This is a genomic window from Flavobacterium koreense (genome assembly GCF_054776075.1).
In genome coordinates, this window is record NZ_BAAHCF010000002.1 from 32,742 (window position 1) to 54,580 (window position 21,839).

Sequence of the window (21,839 nt, forward strand, 5' to 3'; positions counted from 1 at the left end):
GTTACGAGCAATATTTTTGTCTCAATTCTTTAGCTTCTTTATCTGATGAATAACCAATCATTAATAAACCCTCAGTACAACTTAATTTACCAGATTTAATATGCTTATGAATTAGATTTTTAAATTCTTCTTTATGTTTAAATTTTTTATCTACATATTGAAAAGTTCTTGTATTTAAGGGGAGAACCTCATTTATTATGTAAAAGTATAAATCCTGTTTTAAAGTATTTAATTGATTTTCTGTTTTTAATTGAAAAAAAACTTCAATGTAATTTGAATTATAATAAAACGAAACGGAATTATTTAAACCTAGTGAATAAGTGGCGCCAATTTTTGTGTTTCCTGTAAAATCACCATATTTATTTCCATAACCAATTTTAAAATCTTTAATTTCATTAAATAAATATGTTTTGTCGTTTATGACAATTGAAGTTTCATTTAAAGAAATTTTACCTTCCAATTTCCCATTCATTTTTTCATACTCTACTATTCGTTTAAATGAGGCAAAAACAATGGTAAGAAGAGGAAATACGGATAGAAATAATAAAACATCAATTACAAATGATGCTACTATTTCATTGATAAAATTAATAGGAATGATTAATATAAAAAATAATAAAAAACTTGTCCAAGTCAACAATTCGGTGGTTGCCCAAGTTTTATAAAACGGAATATTACTGTACTTTAGGTAAATTTCTGCTTCAAAACTCATTTACTTCCTATAAAAATTATTATGATCTACATATTCCCAAACTTTTTCGGGCAATAACGGACGAATATTTTTTTTGTTTTTGATGCTTTCGCGAATGAAAGTTGAGGAAAGTTCGATAACTGGTGCGCCAACTCGATGAATATTGGAATGATTCACAAATTGTTCATCAATTTCACCTGAATTCAATCTTGGATAGACATAAATCTCGTGGTTTTCTATGATGTATTCGTAGTTTTTCCATTTGTGAAGCGAATTCAAATTGTCTTCGCCCATAATCAAACAAAACTCGTGTTGCGGAAATTTATCTTTTAAATGCGCTAAAGTATTTACGGTATAATTAGGCTGAGGTAATTTGAATTCAATATCCGAAGCTTTGATTTTAGGATAATCATCGGTTGCTAAATTCACTAAATGCAATCGTTGGTAATCATCCAATAAGGTATTCTTCTGTTTGTGAGGATTATGTGGCGTGACAACCATCCAAATTTGGTCCAAATCGGAATGTTCTGCCATGTGATTGGCAATAATCATGTGCCCAACGTGAATTGGGTTGAAGGTTCCGAAATATAATCCTATTTTCATGATTTTAGTGATTAGTAAATAGTGAAAAGTGATTAGTCGAATGCTTTATCTACTAGTTTTTGAGTGTTTTAGAAAAAGCGTTAATCATTTTTGATTCTTCTGTAATTAATGATAAAACTTCATTATATGAATCAAAATCTGATATAAACTCAAGTTCTTTAGCAATAATTAGTTGTGTTTCTAATTCATTTAAAGAACCTCTTGAAATATCAAGAAAATGACTTAATGATTTATCTGTATTTCTACCGTAACCTTCACTAATATTAGAAGGAATAGATACTGCGGCTCTTTTAATTTGAGAAGTTAAAGCATATAACTCTTCTTGAGGAAAAGATTTAACTAATTTATAAACTTTTACTACTAAAACAATACCTTTCTGCCAAATATGCAAGTCTTTATAAGAATTTATGCTTCCCATCTTATTGCTATTTACTAATTACTTTTCACTATTTACTCTAAAGAAATAAAACTTTTTACTAGTTCATAAGCTTCAGCTTTGGCTACATCCAAATCATAATTTTTAATGATTTTGTCAAATTGTGGTGCGGTTGCTAATTCAACGTGTGCTTTTGCGATGCGCATATTTATCTTTTCGTCGCTTTCTGTGGAACGTTCTTTTAATCTTCGTTTCAATTCGTCAACGCTTGGTGGTTTTACAAAAACTGCTAATGTTTCTTGAGGAAATTTTGATTTAATTCGCAATCCACCTGAAACATCAATGTCGAAAATTACGTTTTTACCTTTAGCCCAAATGCGTTCAACTTCGCTTTTTAAGGTTCCGTAATAGTTGTTGGTATAAACCTCTTCCCATTCCACAAACTCTTCGGCTTTGATGTGTTTTTTAAATTCTTCCCAACTGATGAAATAGTAGTCTTTTCCATCTACTTCTTGACCACGAGGTTCGCGTGTTGCACAAGATATTGAAAACTCTAAATTCAAATCTTCTTGAGCCAATAAATGCCTTACTATGGTGGTTTTTCCCGAACCAGATGGCGCTGAGAATACTAATAATTTTCCTTTATTCATTCTTAGTTGTGTTGTCTATTCTCTTTATTCTATTCTCTATCTTCTATTCTCTATCTTCTTAAAGAACATTCAAAACTTGTTCCTTAATCTTCTCCAACTCATCTTTCATCATCACTACCAATTTCTGCATTTCAGAATGGTTTGATTTAGAACCCATAGTGTTGATTTCTCTACCCATTTCTTGCGTGATGAAACCTAGTTTTCTTCCGTTAGCTTCTGTTCCTGCAAGGGTTTCTATGAAATAATTTAGGTGATTTTCTAAACGAACTTTCTCTTCTGTAATATCGTATTTTTCTAAATAAAAAATCAATTCTTGTTCGAAACGATTTTCATCAACATTCACTTGAAGTTCGTCTAAAGCGGTTCTCAATCTTGTTTTTACAGTTTCAACTCGCTCAGCATCATAAGCAACCGCATCGTTCATTAATTTCATGATATTGGCAATGCGATGTAGAAATTCTTTTTCTAATGAAACGCCTTCGTCTTTTCTGAAATTCGCGATATTTTCTAATGCTTCATCAATGACTTTTTGGATTTCTTTCCATTCGTTTTCGTCAATTTCGTCGCGTTCTGTTTTTAATGCGTCAGGCATTCTTACAGCCATTTTCATCAATTCAGTTTCATCAGCATTTGGAATAACTGCTTTCATTTGATTGATGTAACCTTTTACAATAGGCACATTAATTTTAGAAGATGTTTCTTCGCCAGTCACTTCGATGTAAAGAGAAAAATCAATTTTTCCACGTTCTAATCTTTGTGAAATTTGATTGCGTAAACCCAATTCCATTTCGCGGTAAACTGACGGCATTCTTGTATTCAAATCTAAACCTTTACTATTTAGTGATTTTAATTCTACTGTAATTTTTTTGGTTGGTAATTGCAAAGATGCTTTCCCAAAACCGGTCATTGATTGTATCATTCTTATGTTTTATAGACTTCAAATATATGAAATAGTGATTAGTGATTAGTGAAAAGTGATTAGTAATTTATCGATTTCAAAGCTATTTACTAATTACTATTCACTTTTTACTCGTTTTTGTGTTACTAAATAAACTCCAGCGAAGATTAAAACCGCCGAAAGTAATTTCACCAAACTCAGTTCGTCTTTTCCTAAACGAACAGCAAAAATTGTTGCAAAAAGTGGTTGTAAATAAATGAACACGGCAACGGTTGTTGGTTTTAACTCACGCATCGAAATTAGATTTAATAGATAAGTTAGGAAGGTTGAAAAAACCACTACAAATCCAATTTTCCAAAAAATATCCGTTGGAATTGTTGTCCAATTTATGGCGTCAAATTCGCTCCAGCCAAACGGTAAAACCATAATAAATCCAAAGGTGTAAATCCATTTTACGAAAGTGAAAGCATTGTATTTATCCATTAACTTTTTTACCAAAATCAAGTAAAAACCATAGGAAATCGCATTGATAAAAACGAGTAAATTCCCTAAAGTGGCGTTTGGAGCATTAACCATTGATTTTCCGTAAAGAATCAGGGTTATTGTTCCTGCTAATCCTAAAATTATTCCAAATATTTTACGTTTTTGCATTCGTTCTTTCATTATTATTGCTGAAAGAATTAATACAATCATTGGCGTGGTAACCATTAAAACCGCACCCATAATTGGAGAAGTATAACTCAAACCTTTAAAAAAAGTAAGCATATTTAAAGCTACGCCAAACAAAGCCGCAGCAGCAATTCGAGGAAAATCTTCTAAAGCAATTTTTTCTTTGGGGCCAAAAAAGGAAACTAACCAAAATAGTAAAACCGAACCACCAACGCGCATGGTTATAAATCCGAACGGCTCGACATATTTTGGCATTACATCTTTAGCAATAGTAAAGGTTACGCCATAAATTATTGAAACTAATGTTGCGGCAAATAATGCCCAAGTTCTTTTAGACATTTTCTAATGCTTTCATTACTTGTAACATGTTTTGTTGTGTGTTTCCGATGTAAATTTTGTCTTGAATTATAAAAACTGGACGACTAATAAAGGTGTAATGTTCTAAAATATACTTACGAAAATCGTCTTCTGTTAAGTTTTTATTCTTCAAATCTAATGACTTGTATAACTGCGCTTTTTTGCTGAACAAGGCTTCATAACTTCCAGAAAGTGAACGCATATATTCTAATTCTTCAATTGTAATTGGATCTTGTTTTATGTCGTGATATTTCAAATTTGCACTTTTAGGCAACGATTTTATAATTTTTCTACACGTATCGCAACTCGCTAAATAGTATATGGTATCAGTCATAATTTTTTCTTTTTGCAAAGAAAATTCATTTGAAACTTATAATCTGTATTTTTGTAAAAAAATTGCAATCAATGTCAACATTTATTAAAGAAATACACATTCGTTGGGCCGATTTAGACCCAAATTTTCACGTGCGTCACAGCGCATATTACGATTTTGGAGCACAACATCGTGTTGAAATTCTAGAACAATTAGGAATGTCAATGCGTATCATGCAAGAACAACATTTTGGACCAATCTTGTTTCGTGAAGAATGTATTTTTAGAAGAGAAAAGCGAATGAATCAAAAGGTTTTTATCAGCACAAAAGTGGGTAAAATAAAAGAAGATGCTTCACGATGGACGCTTATTCACGAATTTAAAAACGACAAAGACGAACTTCTAGCAACTATTACTGTTGATGGCGCTTGGATGGATACAAAACTAAGGAAAATTGCAAATCCAACACCTCAAATTGCAATTGATGTCATGAATTTAATACCAAAATCAGATAATTTTACACAATTATAAAATCACAAAATGGAAGCAACATTTAAAATTTGGGAAACCAGCAGAAACATTTATTTAAAAATCATTGAGAATTATTCATTAGAACAATTGAATAAGATTCCGGAAGGTTTTAGTAATAATTTGGCTTGGAATTTAGGTCACATTGTTGTTTCGCAACAAGGTTTGGTATATCGACTTTCGGGTTTGCCAATGAATATTTCACCCGAAATGATGGAAAAATATAAAAATGGGTCAAAACCAACTGCTACAACCCAAGAAGAAATAAATGAATTGAAAGTTTTATTATTTTCATTGTTAGAAAAAACCAAAGAAGATTATGCTAATGGAAAATTCACTTCTTATAACGAATTCACAACAGGAACAGGATTTCATTTAGCAAACATAAAAGATGCCATGGAGTTTAATAATTATCATGAAGGAATTCATTTGGGTTTTATGATGAATATTAGAAAATTTATTTAATTTAAAATACCTTTGTAAAAATATTATTATAATGAAATTCAATACTAAAGTAATACACGGTGGTCAACACCACGAAAAAGTAACTGGAGCTGTAATGACTCCAGTTTTTCAAACCTCAACTTATGCACAAACAAGTCCAGGAATTCCTGTAGGTGACTATGAATATAGTCGTGCAGCAAATCCAACTCGTCAAGCTTTGGAAGATGCTTTGGCATCAATTGAAAATGGAGCAAGAGGTTTAGCATTTGCATCAGGATTGGCAGCTACAGATTGTTTATTAAGAATGTTCAAAGCAGGTGACGAAATCATTGCTATGGACGATTTATATGGTGGAACTTATAGATTATTTACACGTTTATATAAAGATAGTGGTATCAAATTTCACTTCGTTGATATGAATGATTTGGATGGGTTCCAATCCTTGATTAATGAAAACACGAAGTTAGTTTGGGTTGAAACACCAACAAATCCATTAATGAAATTAGCCGATATTTCAGAAATTGCAAAAATCACTAAAAAACATAATATCCTTTTTGCAGTTGATAATACTTTTGCAACGCCTTACTTACAAAAACCTTTAGATTTAGGAGCTGATATTGTAATGCACTCAGCTACAAAATATCTAGGTGGACATTCGGATGTTATTGCAGGCGCTTTGATTATTAAGGATAAAGCATTAGGTGACGAATTACACTTTAAGCAATTTGCAACAGGAGGAACGCTTGGACCAATGGATAGTTATTTGGTTTTAAGAGGAATCAAAACTTTGCACCTAAGAGTTCAAAGACATTGTGAAAACGGAATGAAAGTGGCCGAATTTTTAAGCAATCATCCAGAAGTAGCTAAGGTTTATTATCCAGGATTGCCAGATCATCCTTTTCATGATATTGCTAAAAAACAAATGAGTGGTTTTGGTGGAATGGTTTCATTCACATTCACATCAGGAAGAAAAGAAGATGCAATTTCCTTTTTAGAAAAACTTAAAGTTTTCACTTTGGCAGAATCTTTAGGTGGAGTAGAAAGTTTAGCGAATCACCCAGCATTAATGACTCACGCATCAATTCCAGAAGATAAACGTCTTGAAGTTGGAATCACTGATGACTTAGTAAGATTAAGCACAGGTGTTGAAGATATAGATGATTTACTTGCCGATTTAGAACAAGCATTCAGATAAAAAACAAAAAACCCGATTCAATACAATGAATCGGGGTTTTTTATTTCTGTTTATATTATATTAATTTAAATAATAGATGTATCCAAAGTTTAACCAAACATTCCAGTCGTTTGCTCTATTTTCTAAATAAACTTTAGGATCAGGACTTAAACCATCAACCCAGTTTGAAAAATAGTATTGAAATCTCAAATCTACCATTAAATCTGAAAGTTCAGTTAATTTATATCTTGTCCCTACACTTGAAACAACAGACCATGTTGTTCCACCTTTTACATCAAAAGCATCAATATATTTTATTGGAGTAACTGTTGGTAATTGACCTAAACCAGGACCTAAACTCGATTCCGCAGTTGGCTTAAAGAAACTAAATTGACCACCAAGACTTACAAACGGAGCCCAACTTCCAATATTTGCTGTAAAATCCCTAATACTGAAAGGGAAGAATTCCAATTGCATTCCAATATTTGTTACAGCAGTACTTCCTTGCATTGCTCTTAGTTGTTTTGCTCCTAATGAAGTTTTATTATCTGCAACCCATTCTCCAAAATGTTGAAGATTGGTTTTGTTGTAAGATAATTCACTTCTTAATTTAAAGTGATCATTAAAATAAGTCTCAGGAGTGTAACAATTACATTCTGCTTTATATGAAAAATTTAGATAATGGATTAATCCAATACCAAAACCAGTATTTCCTGCATTTGTAGAAATATCGTTTCGCTCTCCATAGTCAGACTGAAATGCTACAGGACCCATGATACCACCAATTTCATGGGAGAAACCAAACTGAGCTTGTGCCTTGTTGGTTACACCAAACAAAAGCAATAAAGTGACAATAAAATACTTGGTCATTTTCATACAGATTAATTCAATTCTCGACAAATATATAAAAACATCATTCACTAATAAAATAAAATAAAAAAATACTTGTATATCTATGAAAAAAAGCAGAAATAGTTTTAAAACAGGTCATTAATTTCACATATCATTAAAAAATCTTAACAAAAAGATAAAAATTATGAGAATTTAAAAAAAATTGTGCCATTATTTTTATAAAATGTATATTTGTCGAATATTACGAAAACGTTTTCTTAAACATTAATATTATATTTTATGTCACAAAGTATCAACAACTTTATTGAAGCGGTTGCTAAAAGAAACCCTAACGAGCCAGAATTTATGCAAGCTGTTAAGGAAGTTGCCGAAACAGTAATTCCTTTTATTGAAGAGAATAAAAAATACGAAGGCAAAATGCTTTTGGAAAGAATGGTTGAACCAGAAAGAGTAATCATGTTCAGAGTAACTTGGATTGACGACGCTGGTAAAACTCAAGTAAACAGAGGTTACAGAATTCAGATGAACTCTGCAATTGGACCTTACAAAGGAGGAATTCGTTTTCATCCATCTGTAAATTTAAGTATTTTGAAATTTTTAGCTTTTGAGCAAACTTTCAAAAATAGTTTAACAACTTTACCAATGGGTGGAGGAAAAGGTGGAGCAGATTTTGATCCAAAAGGAAAATCTGATATTGAAATCATGAAATTCTGTCAAGCATTTATGACGGAATTATCTAAACATATTGGTGCAGACACTGACGTTCCTGCTGGAGATATTGGTGTTGGTGGAAGAGAAGTTGGCTACATGTTTGGTCAATATAAAAGATTAAGAAATGAATTTACTGGAGTTTTAACTGGTAAAGGAATTTCTTTCGGGGGTTCATTAATCCGTCCAGAAGCTACAGGATATGGTGATGTGTATTTTGCACAAAGTATGCTTGCAACTAAAGTTGATAGTTTCGCTGGAAAGACAGTTGTAGTTTCAGGTTCTGGAAATGTAGCTCAATATGCTACAGAAAAAGCTACTCAATTAGGTGGAAAAGTTGTAACAATGTCAGATTCATCAGGTTATATCTATGATGCAGACGGAATTACAGCAGAAAAATTAGCTTATGTAATGGAAATTAAAAACGTAAACTACGGAAGAATTTCTGATTATGTAACTAAATATCCTAACGCAACTTTCGTAGCCGGAAAACGTCCTTGGGAAGTAAAATGTGATGTTGCTTTACCATGTGCTACTCAAAACGAGTTGAACGAAGAAGAAGCTAAAACATTAGTAGCAAACGGATGTATTTGTGTTGCTGAAGGTGCAAACATGCCTTCAACTCCAGAAGCAATGCATGTTTTCCAAAATGCTAAAATATTATTTGCTCCAGGAAAGGCTTCAAACGCAGGAGGTGTTGCAACTTCTGGTCTTGAAATGTCTCAAAACTCTTTACGTTTAAGTTGGACCTCAGAAGAAGTTGATGAAAGACTTAAAGGAATTATGGCGAATATTCACGCCGCTTGTGTGAAATATGGTTCAGATTCTAATGGTTATATAGACTACGTAAAAGGTGCAAATATTGCAGGATTCGTAAAAGTTGCAGACGCAATGTTAGCGCAAGGAATTGTGTAATTAAAACACTTACAAATTTATATAAACCTTCTCTCTTAATTGGGAGAAGGTTTTTTTATTGATGTATATGAAATTACAATTAAATACGTTTATAGTATATTTGTATTTATAAATTGCAATTTACCAAATGATAAAGAAATTTGTTCAAATATTATTTTTAGTACTATTCGTAAATGGCTTTGCTCAAACTAATCCGCAATGGCAAGGTTATTTCTCCTACAACAAAATAACAGATATTAGTCAAGGACAAGATAAAATTTACGCATCTTCAGAAATTTCTATTTTTTCTAAAAATTTAGCTACTAACGATTTAGCTACAACCACATCTGTTGATGGACTGAAAGCAGAAACAATTACAGCAATTCATCATAGCGAAAGTTTTAATAAAACACTTGTTGGAAATAAAAACGGATTACTTTTAGTAATGAATCCTGATGGCAAAATAGTTTTCAAAAACGGAATTGTAGTAGAAGTACCAGTTTCACCATTTCTTAAAAAAATTAATCATTTTTTAGAACATAATGGAAAGGTTTATATATCATGTGATTATGGAATTTCAGTTTTTGATTTAACGTCAATGGAATTTGGAGATACTTATTACATCGGGAATAATGGGCAACAAGTTAAAGTATACCAAACAACAATTCTTAATGGTGAAATTTTTGCCGTGACCGATATACATGGTATGAAAAAAGCATCTCTTTCAAATCCTAATTTGGTAGATTATAATCAATGGCAACTATTCGATGGTGGTTATTGGAATGGAATTACAACCATTCAAAATAAACTTGTTGGAATGAATACCAATGCTAGGCTCTACAAGCATAATGGAACTTTCTTTGAAGAATTTTTTATCATGAATCAAAGTGGATTAGATATAAGGACTAATGAGGATTTTCTAATTGTAACAAATCAAAATTATATTTATATTTTCAATGCTGCTTTGCAACAAACAGTAACTATTAATAGTAATCAATATACTTTAGCACCTGTTTCCTTTAGTTGCGCGACAGTAGCTGATAATCAAATTTTCATCGGAACAAATGAAAAAGGACTACTAACGTCCTCTTTATCTGCACCAACAACTTTTCAAGTTATAAAGCCAGATGGTCCAGACAGAAATAATATTTTTAGATTAAAACAAACATCAACAACTCTTTGGGCAACCTACGGAGGTTACTCATTAACTTACGATCCAACATTACTTGAAGAAGGAATAAGCAAATATTCAAGACAAACAGGTTGGAGCAAAATACCTTTTAGTGAATTATTTGGCGCAACATCTTTGTCAGATATTATAACCAATCCGAAAAATGAAAAAGAAGTCTATGTGTGTTCTTTTCATAATGGTTTACTTAAAATAAAAGATGATGTGATCACTTTTTACAATCAAAATAGTGCACCACCAAACGGACCTGAGAACCAACAGTTAGTTACACCATTATATGTTTCAGTTAGAATTAATGGAGGCGCATTTGATAGTAAAGGCAGTCTTTGGATGTCAAATTCATTAGTTTTTAAAGGACTTAAAGCATTAAAAAGCGATGGGACTTGGATAGCGCCAAGTGATTGGCAAAATCAATTAGCATCAGTAACTGAAGAGAGATATTCCAAATTAGCTATAGATAAAAACGACACCAAATGGGTGCCTTCCTACAGAGGAAACGGATTGATTGCATTTAATGAAAATTATGCAAATAAATTTATTAGAATAAGAACAGGAACCGATGGTAATTTACCGATAAATGACGTTAGAGCTGTTGCAATAGATAATAGAAATCAAGTTTGGATAGGAACAGCAAGAGGATTAAGATATATTCCTTCTGCGGATTCTTTTATTAGTGAAACTGAAATCGAATCAAAACCAATTATTATTTTAGAAGATGATTTGGCTCAAGAATTGTTTTATGAGCAATTTATTATGGATATTGCTGTTGATGGCGCGAATAGAAAATGGATTTCGATAGCTGAGTCTGGAGTATATTTAGTTTCGCCAAATGGTCAGGAAACTATTTATAAATTCACAAAAGAAAATTCGCCACTTCCAAGTAATAATGTAAACGATATTGAAATTGATAGTTTTACAGGAGAAGTCTTTTTTGCAACAGATAAAGGATTAGTTTCTTTTAAAGGAACAGCCACAAGACCTAGTGATGATTTAAGTAATGTGTATGCTTATCCAAACCCAGTGAGACCAGGTTTTTCAGGAACAGTTAAGATATCAGGTTTAACTAATAAAGCAGTTGTTAAAATCACAGACATTGAAGGAAATTTAGTCTATGAAACTACTTCAGAAGGAGGTACAATAGAATGGGATACCACAGCTTTCGGAAAACACAAAGTAGCTTCAGGTGTGTATATGATTTTAGTTTCTGCAGAAGATGGAATAGATACAATCGTTAAAAAAGTAATGATTATCAGGTAATGTTAGTCAAAACTAAAGCAATCGTTCTTTCATCCGTAAAATATCAAGAAAAAAGCTTGATTGTAAAATGTTTTACACAAAGCGACGGATTAAAAAGTTACTTCGTGCAAAGTGCTTATTCTGGAAAAAAATCAAATCAAAAAATCGCTTATTTTCAACCTTTAACTATTCTTGAAATTGAAGCCAATCATAAGAATAAAGGTACTTTAGAGCATTTTAAAGAAATAAAACTAGCCACAGCTTATCAAACCATAAATACCGATATTGTAAAAAGTACTATTGTAATTTTCTTGTCAGAGATGTTACACCATAGCATTCACGAAGAAGAAAAAAATGAAGATTTATTTACCTTTCTTGAAACGGCTTTAATTTGGTTAGATACACACGAAGAAACATCCAATTTTCATCTAATTTTACTTTTAGAAACAACAAAATTTTTAGGTTTTTACCCAGATAATTCCGAAACGGATTTCAATTTTTTTGAAATGGTTGATGGCATTTTTTCACCTTTTCAAGGAACAAATTGCCTTAACGAACACGAAACATTTCTCTTCAAAAAACTAATCAACTTAAAATTTGACTCCGACCAAAAGGTTTTCGCAGGAATTGAACGTCAAATACTTCTAAAAATCTTATTAGATTACTATTCCATTCACCTTGATGGATTTAAAAAACCAAAATCTTTAGACGTATTAAAGGAAGTTTTTTCTTGATACAGATTTATTTCGATAAAAATTCATAAAAAACTTCTCAAAATATTGATAAGAAAAATGCGAAATGCAAATAGTTATTATTAAAACAATAGCATTATAAACCAAAATTATAACATAATTATTGAGACCAAGATTGGAAAAAAGTTTGATATAAATCAAGCCAATCAATTGGATAACAATTGCATGGTAAACATAAATTCCATAAGAAATTTTACCCAAATAAATTGTAACACGATGGTTTAAAATGAAATAAGGTTTATTGCTCAATACTCCAATTACTAAACAAAACAGCAACATACTGAAAAGATTATAGTTGCTAGATGAAAATAAATTTACAAAATAATTAGTTGTAAAATAGAGGATAAAACTAAGTAAAGAAATATATATAACTAATTTATTATTAAATAGTTGTGGCTTTTTTAATAATAGAATCGAAATGATACCACTAGAAGTAAAATAAAAAAACAGCATAGTGTATTTATATAAAATATTTCCTTCAATAGTAAAATATATCGTAAAGAAAACAATGGTGGAAACTAATAAGAAGAAAATTATTTTTCTTACAGGCAAAAACAATAATACTGGAGCAATAAACAAATAAAATTGTTCCTCAACACCTATAGACCAAAGAATTTCTATAATTCCACCAGGATTGTGTAAAGCGGCAAAAACATTTGGCATAAAGAATATTGAAAGCAACAATCCTTCATATAAATTATAATTAGTATTGAATCCACCAGTGAAACCAAATTTTGGAAGAATATAATTGTAATAAGTCAAGCCAAAAAGTAAAATCAAAAAGTAAAGCGGAAAAATTCGTAAAGCTCTTCTAATATAAAAGTTTTTTAGCGAAATGGTGTTTGTTGTTTCTTTTTCAAGATAAAGTTGCCTTATAATTAAAAATCCGCTTAATGAAAAAAATACACAAACGGCTTCATAACCTTTGTGAAATAGTGGTATTGAATTGTAAAACGGAATGTCATGTTTACTACAAAATTCAGAAATATGGAAAATCATTACAAAAACTGCTAAAAAGAATCGTAGTCCTGTAATATTTGGTATTCTTTCCATTTGGAATTCAATTAAAAATTTAAATAGTTCACAAATGTGCAATTAATAAATTAATGATGCAAAGTCAAATTAAGTAAAATCCACAATCTAAAAACATTTTTAAAGGAAGTTTTTGCATAAAAGATAAATTTAGACATTCTTTCTTGTACTATCGCAAAAACTCATAACTCATAACTCATAACTCACAACTATTTATTACTTTCGCAAACTGATTTAAGATTACGACAAAATGAGCACAAAATTTACTGAATACAAAGGACTTGACTTGCCAACAGTAGCATCAGAAGTTCTTGATTTTTGGAAGAAAAACAACGTTTTTGAACAAAGTGTAACTTCGCGTGAAGGTGCAATTCCATATGTGTTTTTTGAAGGTCCACCTTCGGCAAACGGATTACCTGGAATTCACCACGTGATGGCTCGTGCTATTAAAGATATTTTTTGTCGTTATAAAACTCAAAAAGGATTTCAAGTAAAACGTAAAGCAGGTTGGGATACTCACGGTTTGCCAGTAGAACTTGGAACTGAAAAAGAATTAGGAATTACCAAAGAAGATATCGGAAAAACCATTTCTGTTGAAGAATATAACGAAGCGTGTAAACGAACTGTGATGCGTTATACCGACGTATGGAACGATTTGACAGAAAAAATGGGTTATTGGGTTGATATGGAAGATCCATATGTGACTTACAAATCCAAATATATGGAAACCGTTTGGTGGTTGTTGAAACAAATTTACAACAAAGACTTATTATACAAAGGTTACACCATTCAACCGTATTCTCCAAAAGCTGGAACTGGATTGTCTTCGCACGAAGTTAACCAACCAGGAAGTTACAGAGATGTTACGGATACAACAGTTGTAGCACAATTCAAAACGAAAGTAGAAACGTTACCGAGCTTTTTACAAGGTTTTGGTGATGTTCACATTTTAGCTTGGACGACAACTCCTTGGACTTTACCATCAAATACCGCTTTGACCGTTGGTCCAAAAATCGATTATGTTTTGGTGGAAACTTTCAATCAATACACTTTTCGACCTGTTAAAGTAATTTTGGCTAAAAACCTTGTTGGAAAACAATTCGGAAAAGGATTTTTTGCTTCAAATGAACCATCCGATTTTGAAAATTTCAAAGAAGGCGATAAAAATATTCCATATCAAATCTTAGCCGAATTCAAAGGTGCTGATTTAGTGGGAATTCGTTACGAGCAATTGATGCCATTGGCATTGCCTTATCAAAATCCTGAAAATGCCTTTAGAGTAATTTCTGGTGATTTCGTTACAACTGAAGATGGAACTGGAATTGTACACACAGCTCCAACTTTTGGTGCAGATGATGCTAAAGTGGCTAAAGAAGCAACACCTGAAGTACCACCAATGTTGGTTCTTGACGAAAATGGAAATCCTGTTCCTTTAGTTGATTTACAAGGTAAATTCATTCATGGTTTAGGAAATTATTCTGGAAAATATGTTAAAAACGAATATTACAACGATGGCGAAGCTCCAGAACGCTCTGCCGATGTTGAAATTGCTATTCAATTAAAAGAAGAAAATAAGGCTTTCAAAGTTGAGAAATACGTTCACAGTTACCCACATTGTTGGAGAACCGACAAGCCAATTTTATATTATCCATTAGATTCATGGTTCATCAAAGTAACCGAAATCAAGGATAGAATGTTCGATTTGAACGAAACCATCAATTGGAAGCCTAAAGCAACTGGAGAAGGTCGTTTCGGAAATTGGTTGAAAAATGCTAACGATTGGAACTTGTCGCGTTCAAGATACTGGGGAATTCCATTGCCAATATGGAGAACCGAAGATGGAACAGAAGAAATTTTAATCGGTTCGGTTGAAGAATTGTATTCAGAAATAGAAAAATCAATCGCAGCTGGTTTCCAAAAAGAAAATCCGTTTAAAGGTTTTGTGGTTGGAAATATGAGTGAAGAAAACTACGATTTAGTCGATTTACACAAAAATGTCGTTGATAATATCGTTTTGGTTTCGCCATCAGGAAAATTGATGAAACGAGAAAGCGACTTGATTGACGTTTGGTTTGATTCAGGTGCGATGCCTTATGCGCAATGGCATTATCCATTTGAAAACAAAGATTTAATTGACGAAAACAAAGCATTTCCAGCTGATTTTATTGCAGAAGGTGTAGATCAAACTCGTGGATGGTTTTATACATTACACGCCATCGGAACTTTAGTTTTTGATAAAATAGCGTATAAAAATGTAGTTTCGAATGGCTTGGTTTTGGATAAAAACGGACAAAAAATGTCGAAACGTCTAGGAAACGCCGTTGATCCATTCACCACTTTGGCTGAATATGGTCCAGATGCTACACGTTGGTACATGATTTCGAATGCCAATCCTTGGGATAACTTGAAATTTGATATCGAAGGTGTTGCAGAAGTTCGTAGAAAATTCTTCGGAACATTATATAACACTTATTCGTTCTTTAGTTTGTACGCTAATATCGATGGTTTCAAATACGAAGAAGCAGAAATTCCATTAAACGAAAGACCTGAAATCGATCGTTGGATTTTATCAGAATTACACACTTTGATAAAAACCGTTGATGAAGCTTATGCAGATTACGAACCAACAAAAGCGGCAAGAGCTATTTCTGACTTTGTTCAAGAAAATTTAAGTAACTGGTATGTTCGTCTGTGCAGAAGAAGATTCTGGAAAGGCGAATACGGAACAGATAAAATCGCAGCTTATCAAACGCTTTATACTTGTTTGTTGAATGTGGCTAAACTTTCGGCTCCGATAGCGCCATTTTTTATGGACAAATTATATACCAATTTAGTTAATGCAACTGGAAGCGAGAGTTTTACTAGTGTTCACTTGGCAAATTTCCCTGTTTCGGTTGAAAACTTTGTTGATAAATCATTAGAGAGCAAAATGATGAAAGCGCAAACGGTTTCGTCACTAGTTTTATCACTTCGTAAAAAGGAAATGATAAAAGTACGTCAACCGTTGCAAAAGGTTATGATTCCTATACTTGACGAGACGCAGCGTGCTGAAATCGAGGCAGTTTCTGACCTGATAAAAGCTGAAGTAAACGTCAAAGAAATCGAACTTTTGGACGATGCATCGGGTGTTTTAGTGAAGCAAATTAAGCCAAATTTCAAAGCACTTGGACCTCGTTTTGGTAAGGATATGGGATTGATTTCTAGTGAGATACAAAAATTTTCACAAGAACAAATCAATGAAATTGATGCTAAAGGTGAGCTATCGCTTGTTATTTCAGGAAAAAGTATAATTTTAACATCCCAAGATGTAGAAATATCTTCACAAGATATTCCAGGTTGGTTGGTTGCAAATTCTAACGGAATTACAGTAGCTTTAGACATTACAATTTCTGAAGAATTGAAACAAGAGGGAATAGCAAGAGAATTGGTGAACAGAATTCAAAATATCAGAAAAGATTCTGGTTTTGAAGTAACAGATAAAATTAAAGTTCAAATTCAACGTAATGGAGAATTAGAACAAGCAATAAAGAATAACGAAAGCTATATCAAAGACGAAACATTAACAGAAGAATTAAATTTTACTGATAATTTAGAAAATGGTATAGAAATTGAGTTTGATGACATAAAAACAAAAATATTAATATCAAAATAGTATACAGATGGTTGAAGAAATGATGCGATACTCTGATGCTGATTTAGCAGAGTTCAAAGAAATTATCCTTACAAAAATTGAAAAAGCACAAACGGATTTAGAATTAATCAAAAGTGCTTATATGAATGATTTAAATAATGGTACAGACGACACGTCACCAACATTCAAAGCATTTGAAGAAGGAAGCGAAACCATGAGTAAAGAAGCGAATTCACAATTAGCAATTCGCCAAGAAAAGTTTATTCGTGACCTTAAAAATGCACTTTTCCGTGTTGAAAACAAAACTTATGGTGTTTGTAAAGTAACAGGAAAATTAATCGGAAAAGAAAGATTAAAAATCGTTCCTCATGCTACAATGAGTATCGAAGCTAAGAATTTACAACGATAATTGTTGTTTGTATTTAACATAAAACGCTCCAAAAAGGAGCGTTTTTCATAGAAAATAGTAGTACTTTTGCACACAAAAATCAAAAAATGAAACTTAGGCACGCAGCACTTATCATTATCCTTATATTAATTGTAGATCAATTCTCAAAAGTTTACGTAAAAACCAACTTTTACTATGGAGAACCTTATCAAGTGTTGAGTTGGTTTAATATTACTTTTATTGAAAATGAAGGTATGGCTTGGGGAACAAAAATACCAGGTGAATATGGTAAATTATTCTTAACTTTATTTAGAATTTTAGCTGTTGGTGGTATTGGATATTGGTTGTGGGATTCAGTTGAAAAAGGAAAATCTAAATTTTTAATTACTGCAATTGCCTTAATTTTTGCAGGAGCTTTAGGAAATATCATTGACTCTGTCCTATATGGAGTTATGTTTGATGAAAGCACGAGATATCATCTAGCTACTTATTTCCCAGAACAACCTTATGGCGATTGGTTTCACGGAAGAGTTGTTGATATGTTTGAATTTCCAATTTGGGAAGGTAAATTACCAGACTGGATTCCTTTTTGGGGCGGTGATGATTTTAGATTTTTTAATGCAATTTTTAATGTTGCAGATTTTGCAATTTCTGTTGGAGTTGGAATATTAATATTCTTTAATAAAAGAGCATTTGCTCCTGTAAAACTTCCACCTAACGTTAAGTTTTCTAATAAATTAGATGACGATGCAATCTAGAAAAAATATAGTTTATTTGGTGTAACACAAAAATCCAATTGAATATCATTTTCTGAAATATCTTCAATAAATTCTTCTGCTTCAAAGAAAGATAATCCAATTTTTATAGTTTCTGGTTTGCATTCGGATAAAAATTTGTCATAAAATCCTTTGCCATAACCCACTCGATTTCCTTTTACATCAAAAGCTAAAAGCGGCACAAAAACTACATCAATTTTAGTTACAGGAACTTCCAAACCATCAACAGGTTCTGGAATATTGTATTCGTTTTTCTTGAATTTGGTGTTGTCCGTAAGAAGATAATGTGTCATTCCTAAAGTAGCAAAATCACTTTTAGAAACTACAATTTCTTTATCTTTTCCAGCTAAAATTTGAAGAATGAATTCCGTATCAATTTCTTTTTGTTCTTCAATTGACAGGAATAAATGGTAATAGGTTTTATCCCAAACATCCAACTGCAATAATCGATTAGCAATAGCCAAACTTTTATCTTCAATTGCTTCAGGAGTCAAATCTTGTCTTAACTCTTTGTACTTTTTTCTTAACTCTTTTTTATGCATAAACAGACGACTTCAATTCGTCTATAAAAGTAGTTAAATGTTGCACTTCTACGTGATTCATCAACACAATTTTGTACCATTTATTTTCATGATTGTGTGTTTCTGGAACTAAATCAAATTTTTCTGCTATTTCTCTTGGAATAAATTCAGCGTGAATAGTAACAATATTCATAAACGGTTCACGGAAATACTTGATACCTAATTTATCCAATTCATTACATAAAAACTGCGTTCTCATTTGTAAAACACTAATTTTTTCAAACCATTTGTGAGGACCATAAGTAAACAAAATCATCCAAACTGAAATTGCATTAGCGCCTGAACGACTTCCACAAAGTGTTAAATCCATTCCTTCTACATATTGCGCTTCTTTGGTTAACACATTTTCGATTAATCCTTTTCGACAAATAAAAATCCCAGTTCCATATGGGGCTTTAAGCATTTTATGAGCATCAATTGTAATTGAACTAATTTTAGGATTACTAAAGTTTATATTAGAATTTTCATTGCTAAACGGATAAACAAATCCGCCATAAGCGCCGTCAATATGAAGTTTATAATCTAAATTATGTTTTTCTAAAATAGTAATATAATCTTCTGGATTATCAACAGAACCAAACATAGTAGTTCCCATATTTGAAACCACTATGAAATATTTCTTTCCATTATTTTTGGCTTTAACTATGATTTCTTCTAAAGCAATTTTATTAATTTCTCGTTTTTCAAATGAAACTGGAATTTTCAAACAATCCAATTGCAAAAGATTTGCACCTTTCGGAATTGAATAATGTGTATCTTCTGAAGCTAGGATTACAATTTCGTCAAGATTTGCGTCTTTTTTGTACATGAAAAAGTTGCGATACATCCAAATGGCTTGAATATTAGCTTCTGTTCCACCAGGAGAAATATAACCATCAAATTCGTTGGGTTTTGATTTAAAAATATCAACGGCAAGAACATTCAAAACTTCTTTTTCTAACTCATGAGTTCCTTTAAAAGCACTTTCAGAATCACCTAAAGTGTGACATCCAATGTGATTTGGATTAGAAACAAAGGTTTGCAAAACAGGAGCATCTTTCAAAAAATCAGCATCAAAAAATACTTTTCCGTCCAATTTTGACGCAGGATAACCCAAAGAAGTATCTTTTGCGAAATTCACATTTGCTTTTAAAGCATTTTGTATCTTGGTTTTACGTTCTTCTTTTGGGAGTTTTTTCCAATAAATCATACCTATAATTTTCGCCAAAACTACTTCAACAGACTAAAATAAAACATGATAATTGTTAGGTTGTTAAATTCTTGTTTTTTGATACAATTCAAATTAACTTTGTTACATGAACAATCCATCTTTAGAACTTCAAATACAAACCTTACCCGATAATCCTGGAGTATATCAGTATTACGATAAAGAGGATAAAATTCTATATGTAGGAAAAGCCAAAAATCTCAAAAAACGCGTTTCTTCCTATTTCAACAAAGTTCACGATAACGGAAAAACGAATGTCTTGGTTCGCAAAATTGTTACTATAAAACATATTGTCGTTTCGTCTGAACAAGATGCACTTTTGTTGGAAAATAATTTGATTAAAAAACTTCAGCCAAGATACAATGTTTTATTGCGAGATGATAAAACCTATCCATGGATTTGTATCAAAAAAGAACCATTTCCAAGAATTTTTCCAACTAGAAGAATGATAAAAGACGGTTCGGAATATTTTGGACCTTATACCAATTTCAAAACGGTAAATACGATTTTGGATTTAATAAAAGAGTTGTATCCATTGCGAACTTGCAACTTTGATTTGTCATCTCAAAATATTGAAAAAGGAAAATTTAAAGTGTGTTTAGAATTTCATATTGGAAATTGCAAAGGCGGATGTGAAGGATACGAAACAGCTGAACATTATCAAATTCAAGTCAACGCCATTCGTGAAATATTGAAAGGAAACTTCAAAGAAAGTTTGAAGGATTTCAAATCCAAAATGCAAGAATTTGCAACCAATATGCAATTTGAAGAAGCTCAACAAATCAAAGAAAAAATAGAAGTTCTCGAAAATTATCAATCGCGTTCAACGGTTCTAAATCCGAAGATTTCCAATATCGATGTGTTTTCCATTATTTCTGATGAAACTATGGCTTATGTCAACTTTTTGCAAATTGCTCATGGCGCAATCATTCGTTCGCATACTTTAGAATTAAAGAAAAAATTAGACGAAACCGACGAAGAACTTTTAGAATTGGCAGTTGTCGAACTTCGTGAGCGTTTTCATTTGACTTCCAAAGAAATTGTTTTGCCTTTTGCATTGAATTTAGGCGAAAATGTAAAGATTACCATTCCACAACTCGGCGACAAAAAACACATTTTAGAATTATCCGAAAGAAATGCCAAATATTACCGTTTAGACCAATTAAAACAAATTCAAATTGTTGATCCAGAGCGTCATACAAATAGAATTATGGCGCAAATGCAAAAAGATTTACGCCTTTCTGTAGAACCAAGACATATCGAATGTTTTGATAATTCCAATATTCAAGGAACCAATCCGGTTGCGGCTTGTGTAGTTTTTAAAGACGGAAAACCATCCAAAAAAGATTATCGTCATTTCAATATAAAAACCGTAGAAGGGCCAAACGATTTCGCATCGATGGAAGAAGTCGTTTACCGAAGATATAAACGTCTTTTAGACGAAAATCAACCTTTGCCACAACTAATTATCATCGATGGGGGAAAAGGACAACTTTCTTCGGCATTAAAAAGCATTGACGATTTAGGTTTGCGTGGAAAAATTGCCATCATTGGAATTGCAAAACGATTAGAAGAACTCTTTTATCCTGGAGATTCGGTTCCATTATATCTTGACAAAAAATCTGAGACTTTAAAGGTTATTCAGTTTTTAAGAAACGAAGCGCACCGATTCGGAATCACATTTCATCGAGACAAGCGAAGCAAATCTGCCTTAAATTCATCCATAGAAACCATTCCTGGAATAGGTGAAAAAACCATGCTCACATTAATAAAACATTTCAAAAGTGTTAAAAGATTGAAATTAGCTTCAGAAAAAGAAATTTCTGACGTGGTTGGTGTATCTAAATCCAAAAAAATTATCGAATTTTACAAAAAAGAATAATCATATGTG

At 32.0% G+C, this 21,839-nt stretch carries 21 protein-coding genes; 10 read left to right on the plus strand and 11 right to left on the minus strand.

All coding sequences use genetic code 11. The features are described from left to right. Window position 1 precedes the first annotated feature (1 nt). The 7 genes from ACYU7A_RS00460 to ACYU7A_RS00490 form a co-directional block, all read right to left on the minus strand. Window positions 2–712 carry a hypothetical protein gene (locus tag ACYU7A_RS00460; RefSeq protein ID WP_460573380.1) on the minus strand — a complete coding sequence of 237 codons (711 nt, stop codon included), beginning with the start codon at window positions 710–712 and terminating at the stop codon, window positions 2–4. Then, window positions 713–1,294, minus strand: a complete 582-nt coding sequence (gene nadD / locus ACYU7A_RS00465; protein ID WP_460573382.1) for a nicotinate (nicotinamide) nucleotide adenylyltransferase — start codon at window positions 1,292–1,294, stop codon at window positions 713–715. Window positions 1,295–1,346: 52 nt separating this feature from the next. Beyond that, window positions 1,347–1,712, minus strand: a complete 366-nt coding sequence (locus tag ACYU7A_RS00470; RefSeq protein ID WP_460573384.1) for a four helix bundle protein — start codon at window positions 1,710–1,712, stop codon at window positions 1,347–1,349. A 32-nt stretch (window positions 1,713–1,744) separates the two neighbouring features. Then, window positions 1,745–2,320, minus strand: coding sequence for a guanylate kinase (gene gmk / locus ACYU7A_RS00475; RefSeq protein ID WP_460573386.1), 576 nt, complete (start codon window positions 2,318–2,320; stop codon window positions 1,745–1,747). A 58-nt stretch (window positions 2,321–2,378) separates the two neighbouring features. After that, window positions 2,379–3,239, minus strand: coding sequence for a YicC/YloC family endoribonuclease (locus ACYU7A_RS00480; RefSeq protein WP_298303430.1), 861 nt, complete (start codon window positions 3,237–3,239; stop codon window positions 2,379–2,381). A gap of 96 nt (window positions 3,240–3,335) precedes the next feature. Beyond that, on the minus strand, window positions 3,336–4,226 hold the full coding sequence (locus tag ACYU7A_RS00485) for a DMT family transporter (protein WP_460573388.1): 891 nt from the start codon (window positions 4,224–4,226) through the stop codon (window positions 3,336–3,338). Further along, on the minus strand, window positions 4,219–4,578 hold the full coding sequence (locus ACYU7A_RS00490) for an arsenate reductase family protein (RefSeq protein ID WP_298303433.1): 360 nt from the start codon (window positions 4,576–4,578) through the stop codon (window positions 4,219–4,221). The genes ACYU7A_RS00485 and ACYU7A_RS00490 overlap by 8 nt, the downstream gene beginning before the upstream one ends. A 71-nt stretch (window positions 4,579–4,649) precedes the next feature. On the opposite strand from ACYU7A_RS00490, the gene ACYU7A_RS00495 reads away from it, so the two are divergent. From ACYU7A_RS00495 to ACYU7A_RS00505, 3 genes are read left to right on the plus strand one after another with little or no spacing between them, the layout of a single operon-like run. Then, window positions 4,650–5,087, plus strand: coding sequence for an acyl-CoA thioesterase (locus ACYU7A_RS00495; protein WP_460573390.1), 438 nt, complete (start codon window positions 4,650–4,652; stop codon window positions 5,085–5,087). A gap of 9 nt (window positions 5,088–5,096) precedes the next feature. Continuing rightward, on the plus strand, window positions 5,097–5,549 hold the full coding sequence (locus tag ACYU7A_RS00500) for a DinB family protein (RefSeq protein WP_460573392.1): 453 nt from the start codon (window positions 5,097–5,099) through the stop codon (window positions 5,547–5,549). Between the two features lie 31 nt (window positions 5,550–5,580). Continuing rightward, a complete protein-coding gene (locus ACYU7A_RS00505; protein ID WP_460573394.1) occupies window positions 5,581–6,723 on the plus strand; it encodes a cystathionine gamma-synthase in 1,143 nt (380 codons plus the stop codon). 60 nt (window positions 6,724–6,783) lie between these two features. Here ACYU7A_RS00505 and ACYU7A_RS00510 read toward each other — a convergent pair whose 3' ends face one another. After that, entirely contained in the window at window positions 6,784–7,572 is a 789-nt protein-coding gene (locus ACYU7A_RS00510) for a THC0290_0291 family protein (protein WP_460573396.1), read from the minus strand. A gap of 261 nt (window positions 7,573–7,833) precedes the next feature. On the opposite strand from ACYU7A_RS00510, the gene gdhA reads away from it, so the two are divergent. The 3 genes from gdhA (at window position 7,834) to recO (ending at window position 12,315) form a co-directional block, all read left to right on the plus strand. Continuing rightward, window positions 7,834–9,177, plus strand: a complete 1,344-nt coding sequence (gdhA, locus tag ACYU7A_RS00515) for an NADP-specific glutamate dehydrogenase (RefSeq protein WP_460573398.1) — start codon at window positions 7,834–7,836, stop codon at window positions 9,175–9,177. A 127-nt stretch (window positions 9,178–9,304) separates the two neighbouring features. Then, complete coding sequence (gene porZ / locus ACYU7A_RS00520) at window positions 9,305–11,602, plus strand: type IX secretion system anionic LPS delivery protein PorZ (protein WP_460573400.1); 2,298 nt, start codon at window positions 9,305–9,307, stop codon at window positions 11,600–11,602. Beyond that, a complete protein-coding gene (gene recO, locus ACYU7A_RS00525; RefSeq protein ID WP_396144868.1) occupies window positions 11,602–12,315 on the plus strand; it encodes a DNA repair protein RecO in 714 nt (237 codons plus the stop codon). Before porZ ends, recO begins: the two co-directional genes overlap by 1 nt. Here recO and ACYU7A_RS00530 read toward each other — a convergent pair. Beyond that, window positions 12,295–13,386 (minus strand): acyltransferase family protein, encoded by a 1,092-nt coding sequence (locus tag ACYU7A_RS00530; RefSeq protein ID WP_460573402.1) that lies wholly within the window; start codon window positions 13,384–13,386, stop codon window positions 12,295–12,297. The two genes, recO and ACYU7A_RS00530, sit on opposite strands and share 21 nt — an antisense overlap. Before the next feature lie 229 nt (window positions 13,387–13,615). On the opposite strand from ACYU7A_RS00530, the gene ileS reads away from it, so the two are divergent. The 3 genes from ileS to ACYU7A_RS00545 all read left to right on the plus strand — a co-directional run bounded on the left by ileS (window position 13,616) and on the right by ACYU7A_RS00545 (window position 18,142). Continuing rightward, entirely contained in the window at window positions 13,616–17,017 is a 3,402-nt protein-coding gene (gene ileS / locus ACYU7A_RS00535) for an isoleucine--tRNA ligase (protein WP_460573404.1), read from the plus strand. Window positions 17,018–17,024: 7 nt separating this feature from the next. Further along, window positions 17,025–17,405 carry a TraR/DksA family transcriptional regulator gene (locus ACYU7A_RS00540; protein WP_460573406.1) on the plus strand — a complete coding sequence of 127 codons (381 nt, stop codon included), beginning with the start codon at window positions 17,025–17,027 and terminating at the stop codon, window positions 17,403–17,405. Between the two features lie 86 nt (window positions 17,406–17,491). Then, entirely contained in the window at window positions 17,492–18,142 is a 651-nt protein-coding gene (locus ACYU7A_RS00545; RefSeq protein WP_460573408.1) for a lipoprotein signal peptidase, read from the plus strand. On the opposite strand, the gene ACYU7A_RS00550 is transcribed toward ACYU7A_RS00545, so the two are convergent. Together ACYU7A_RS00550 and ACYU7A_RS00555 are read right to left on the minus strand one after the other, a co-directional pair. Then, a complete protein-coding gene (locus ACYU7A_RS00550; protein WP_460573410.1) occupies window positions 18,139–18,702 on the minus strand; it encodes a 5-formyltetrahydrofolate cyclo-ligase in 564 nt (187 codons plus the stop codon). The two genes, ACYU7A_RS00545 and ACYU7A_RS00550, sit on opposite strands and share 4 nt — an antisense overlap. After that, the gene (locus ACYU7A_RS00555) at window positions 18,695–19,930 is read right to left on the minus strand and encodes a pyridoxal-dependent decarboxylase (RefSeq protein ID WP_460573412.1); all 1,236 of its coding nucleotides are present in this window, start codon (window positions 19,928–19,930) and stop codon (window positions 18,695–18,697) included. The genes ACYU7A_RS00550 and ACYU7A_RS00555 overlap by 8 nt, the downstream gene beginning before the upstream one ends. A gap of 106 nt (window positions 19,931–20,036) precedes the next feature. On the opposite strand from ACYU7A_RS00555, the gene uvrC reads away from it, so the two are divergent. Beyond that, window positions 20,037–21,830 carry an excinuclease ABC subunit UvrC gene (gene uvrC / locus ACYU7A_RS00560; RefSeq protein ID WP_460573414.1) on the plus strand — a complete coding sequence of 598 codons (1,794 nt, stop codon included), beginning with the start codon at window positions 20,037–20,039 and terminating at the stop codon, window positions 21,828–21,830. Window positions 21,831–21,839: the final 9 nt, after the last annotated feature.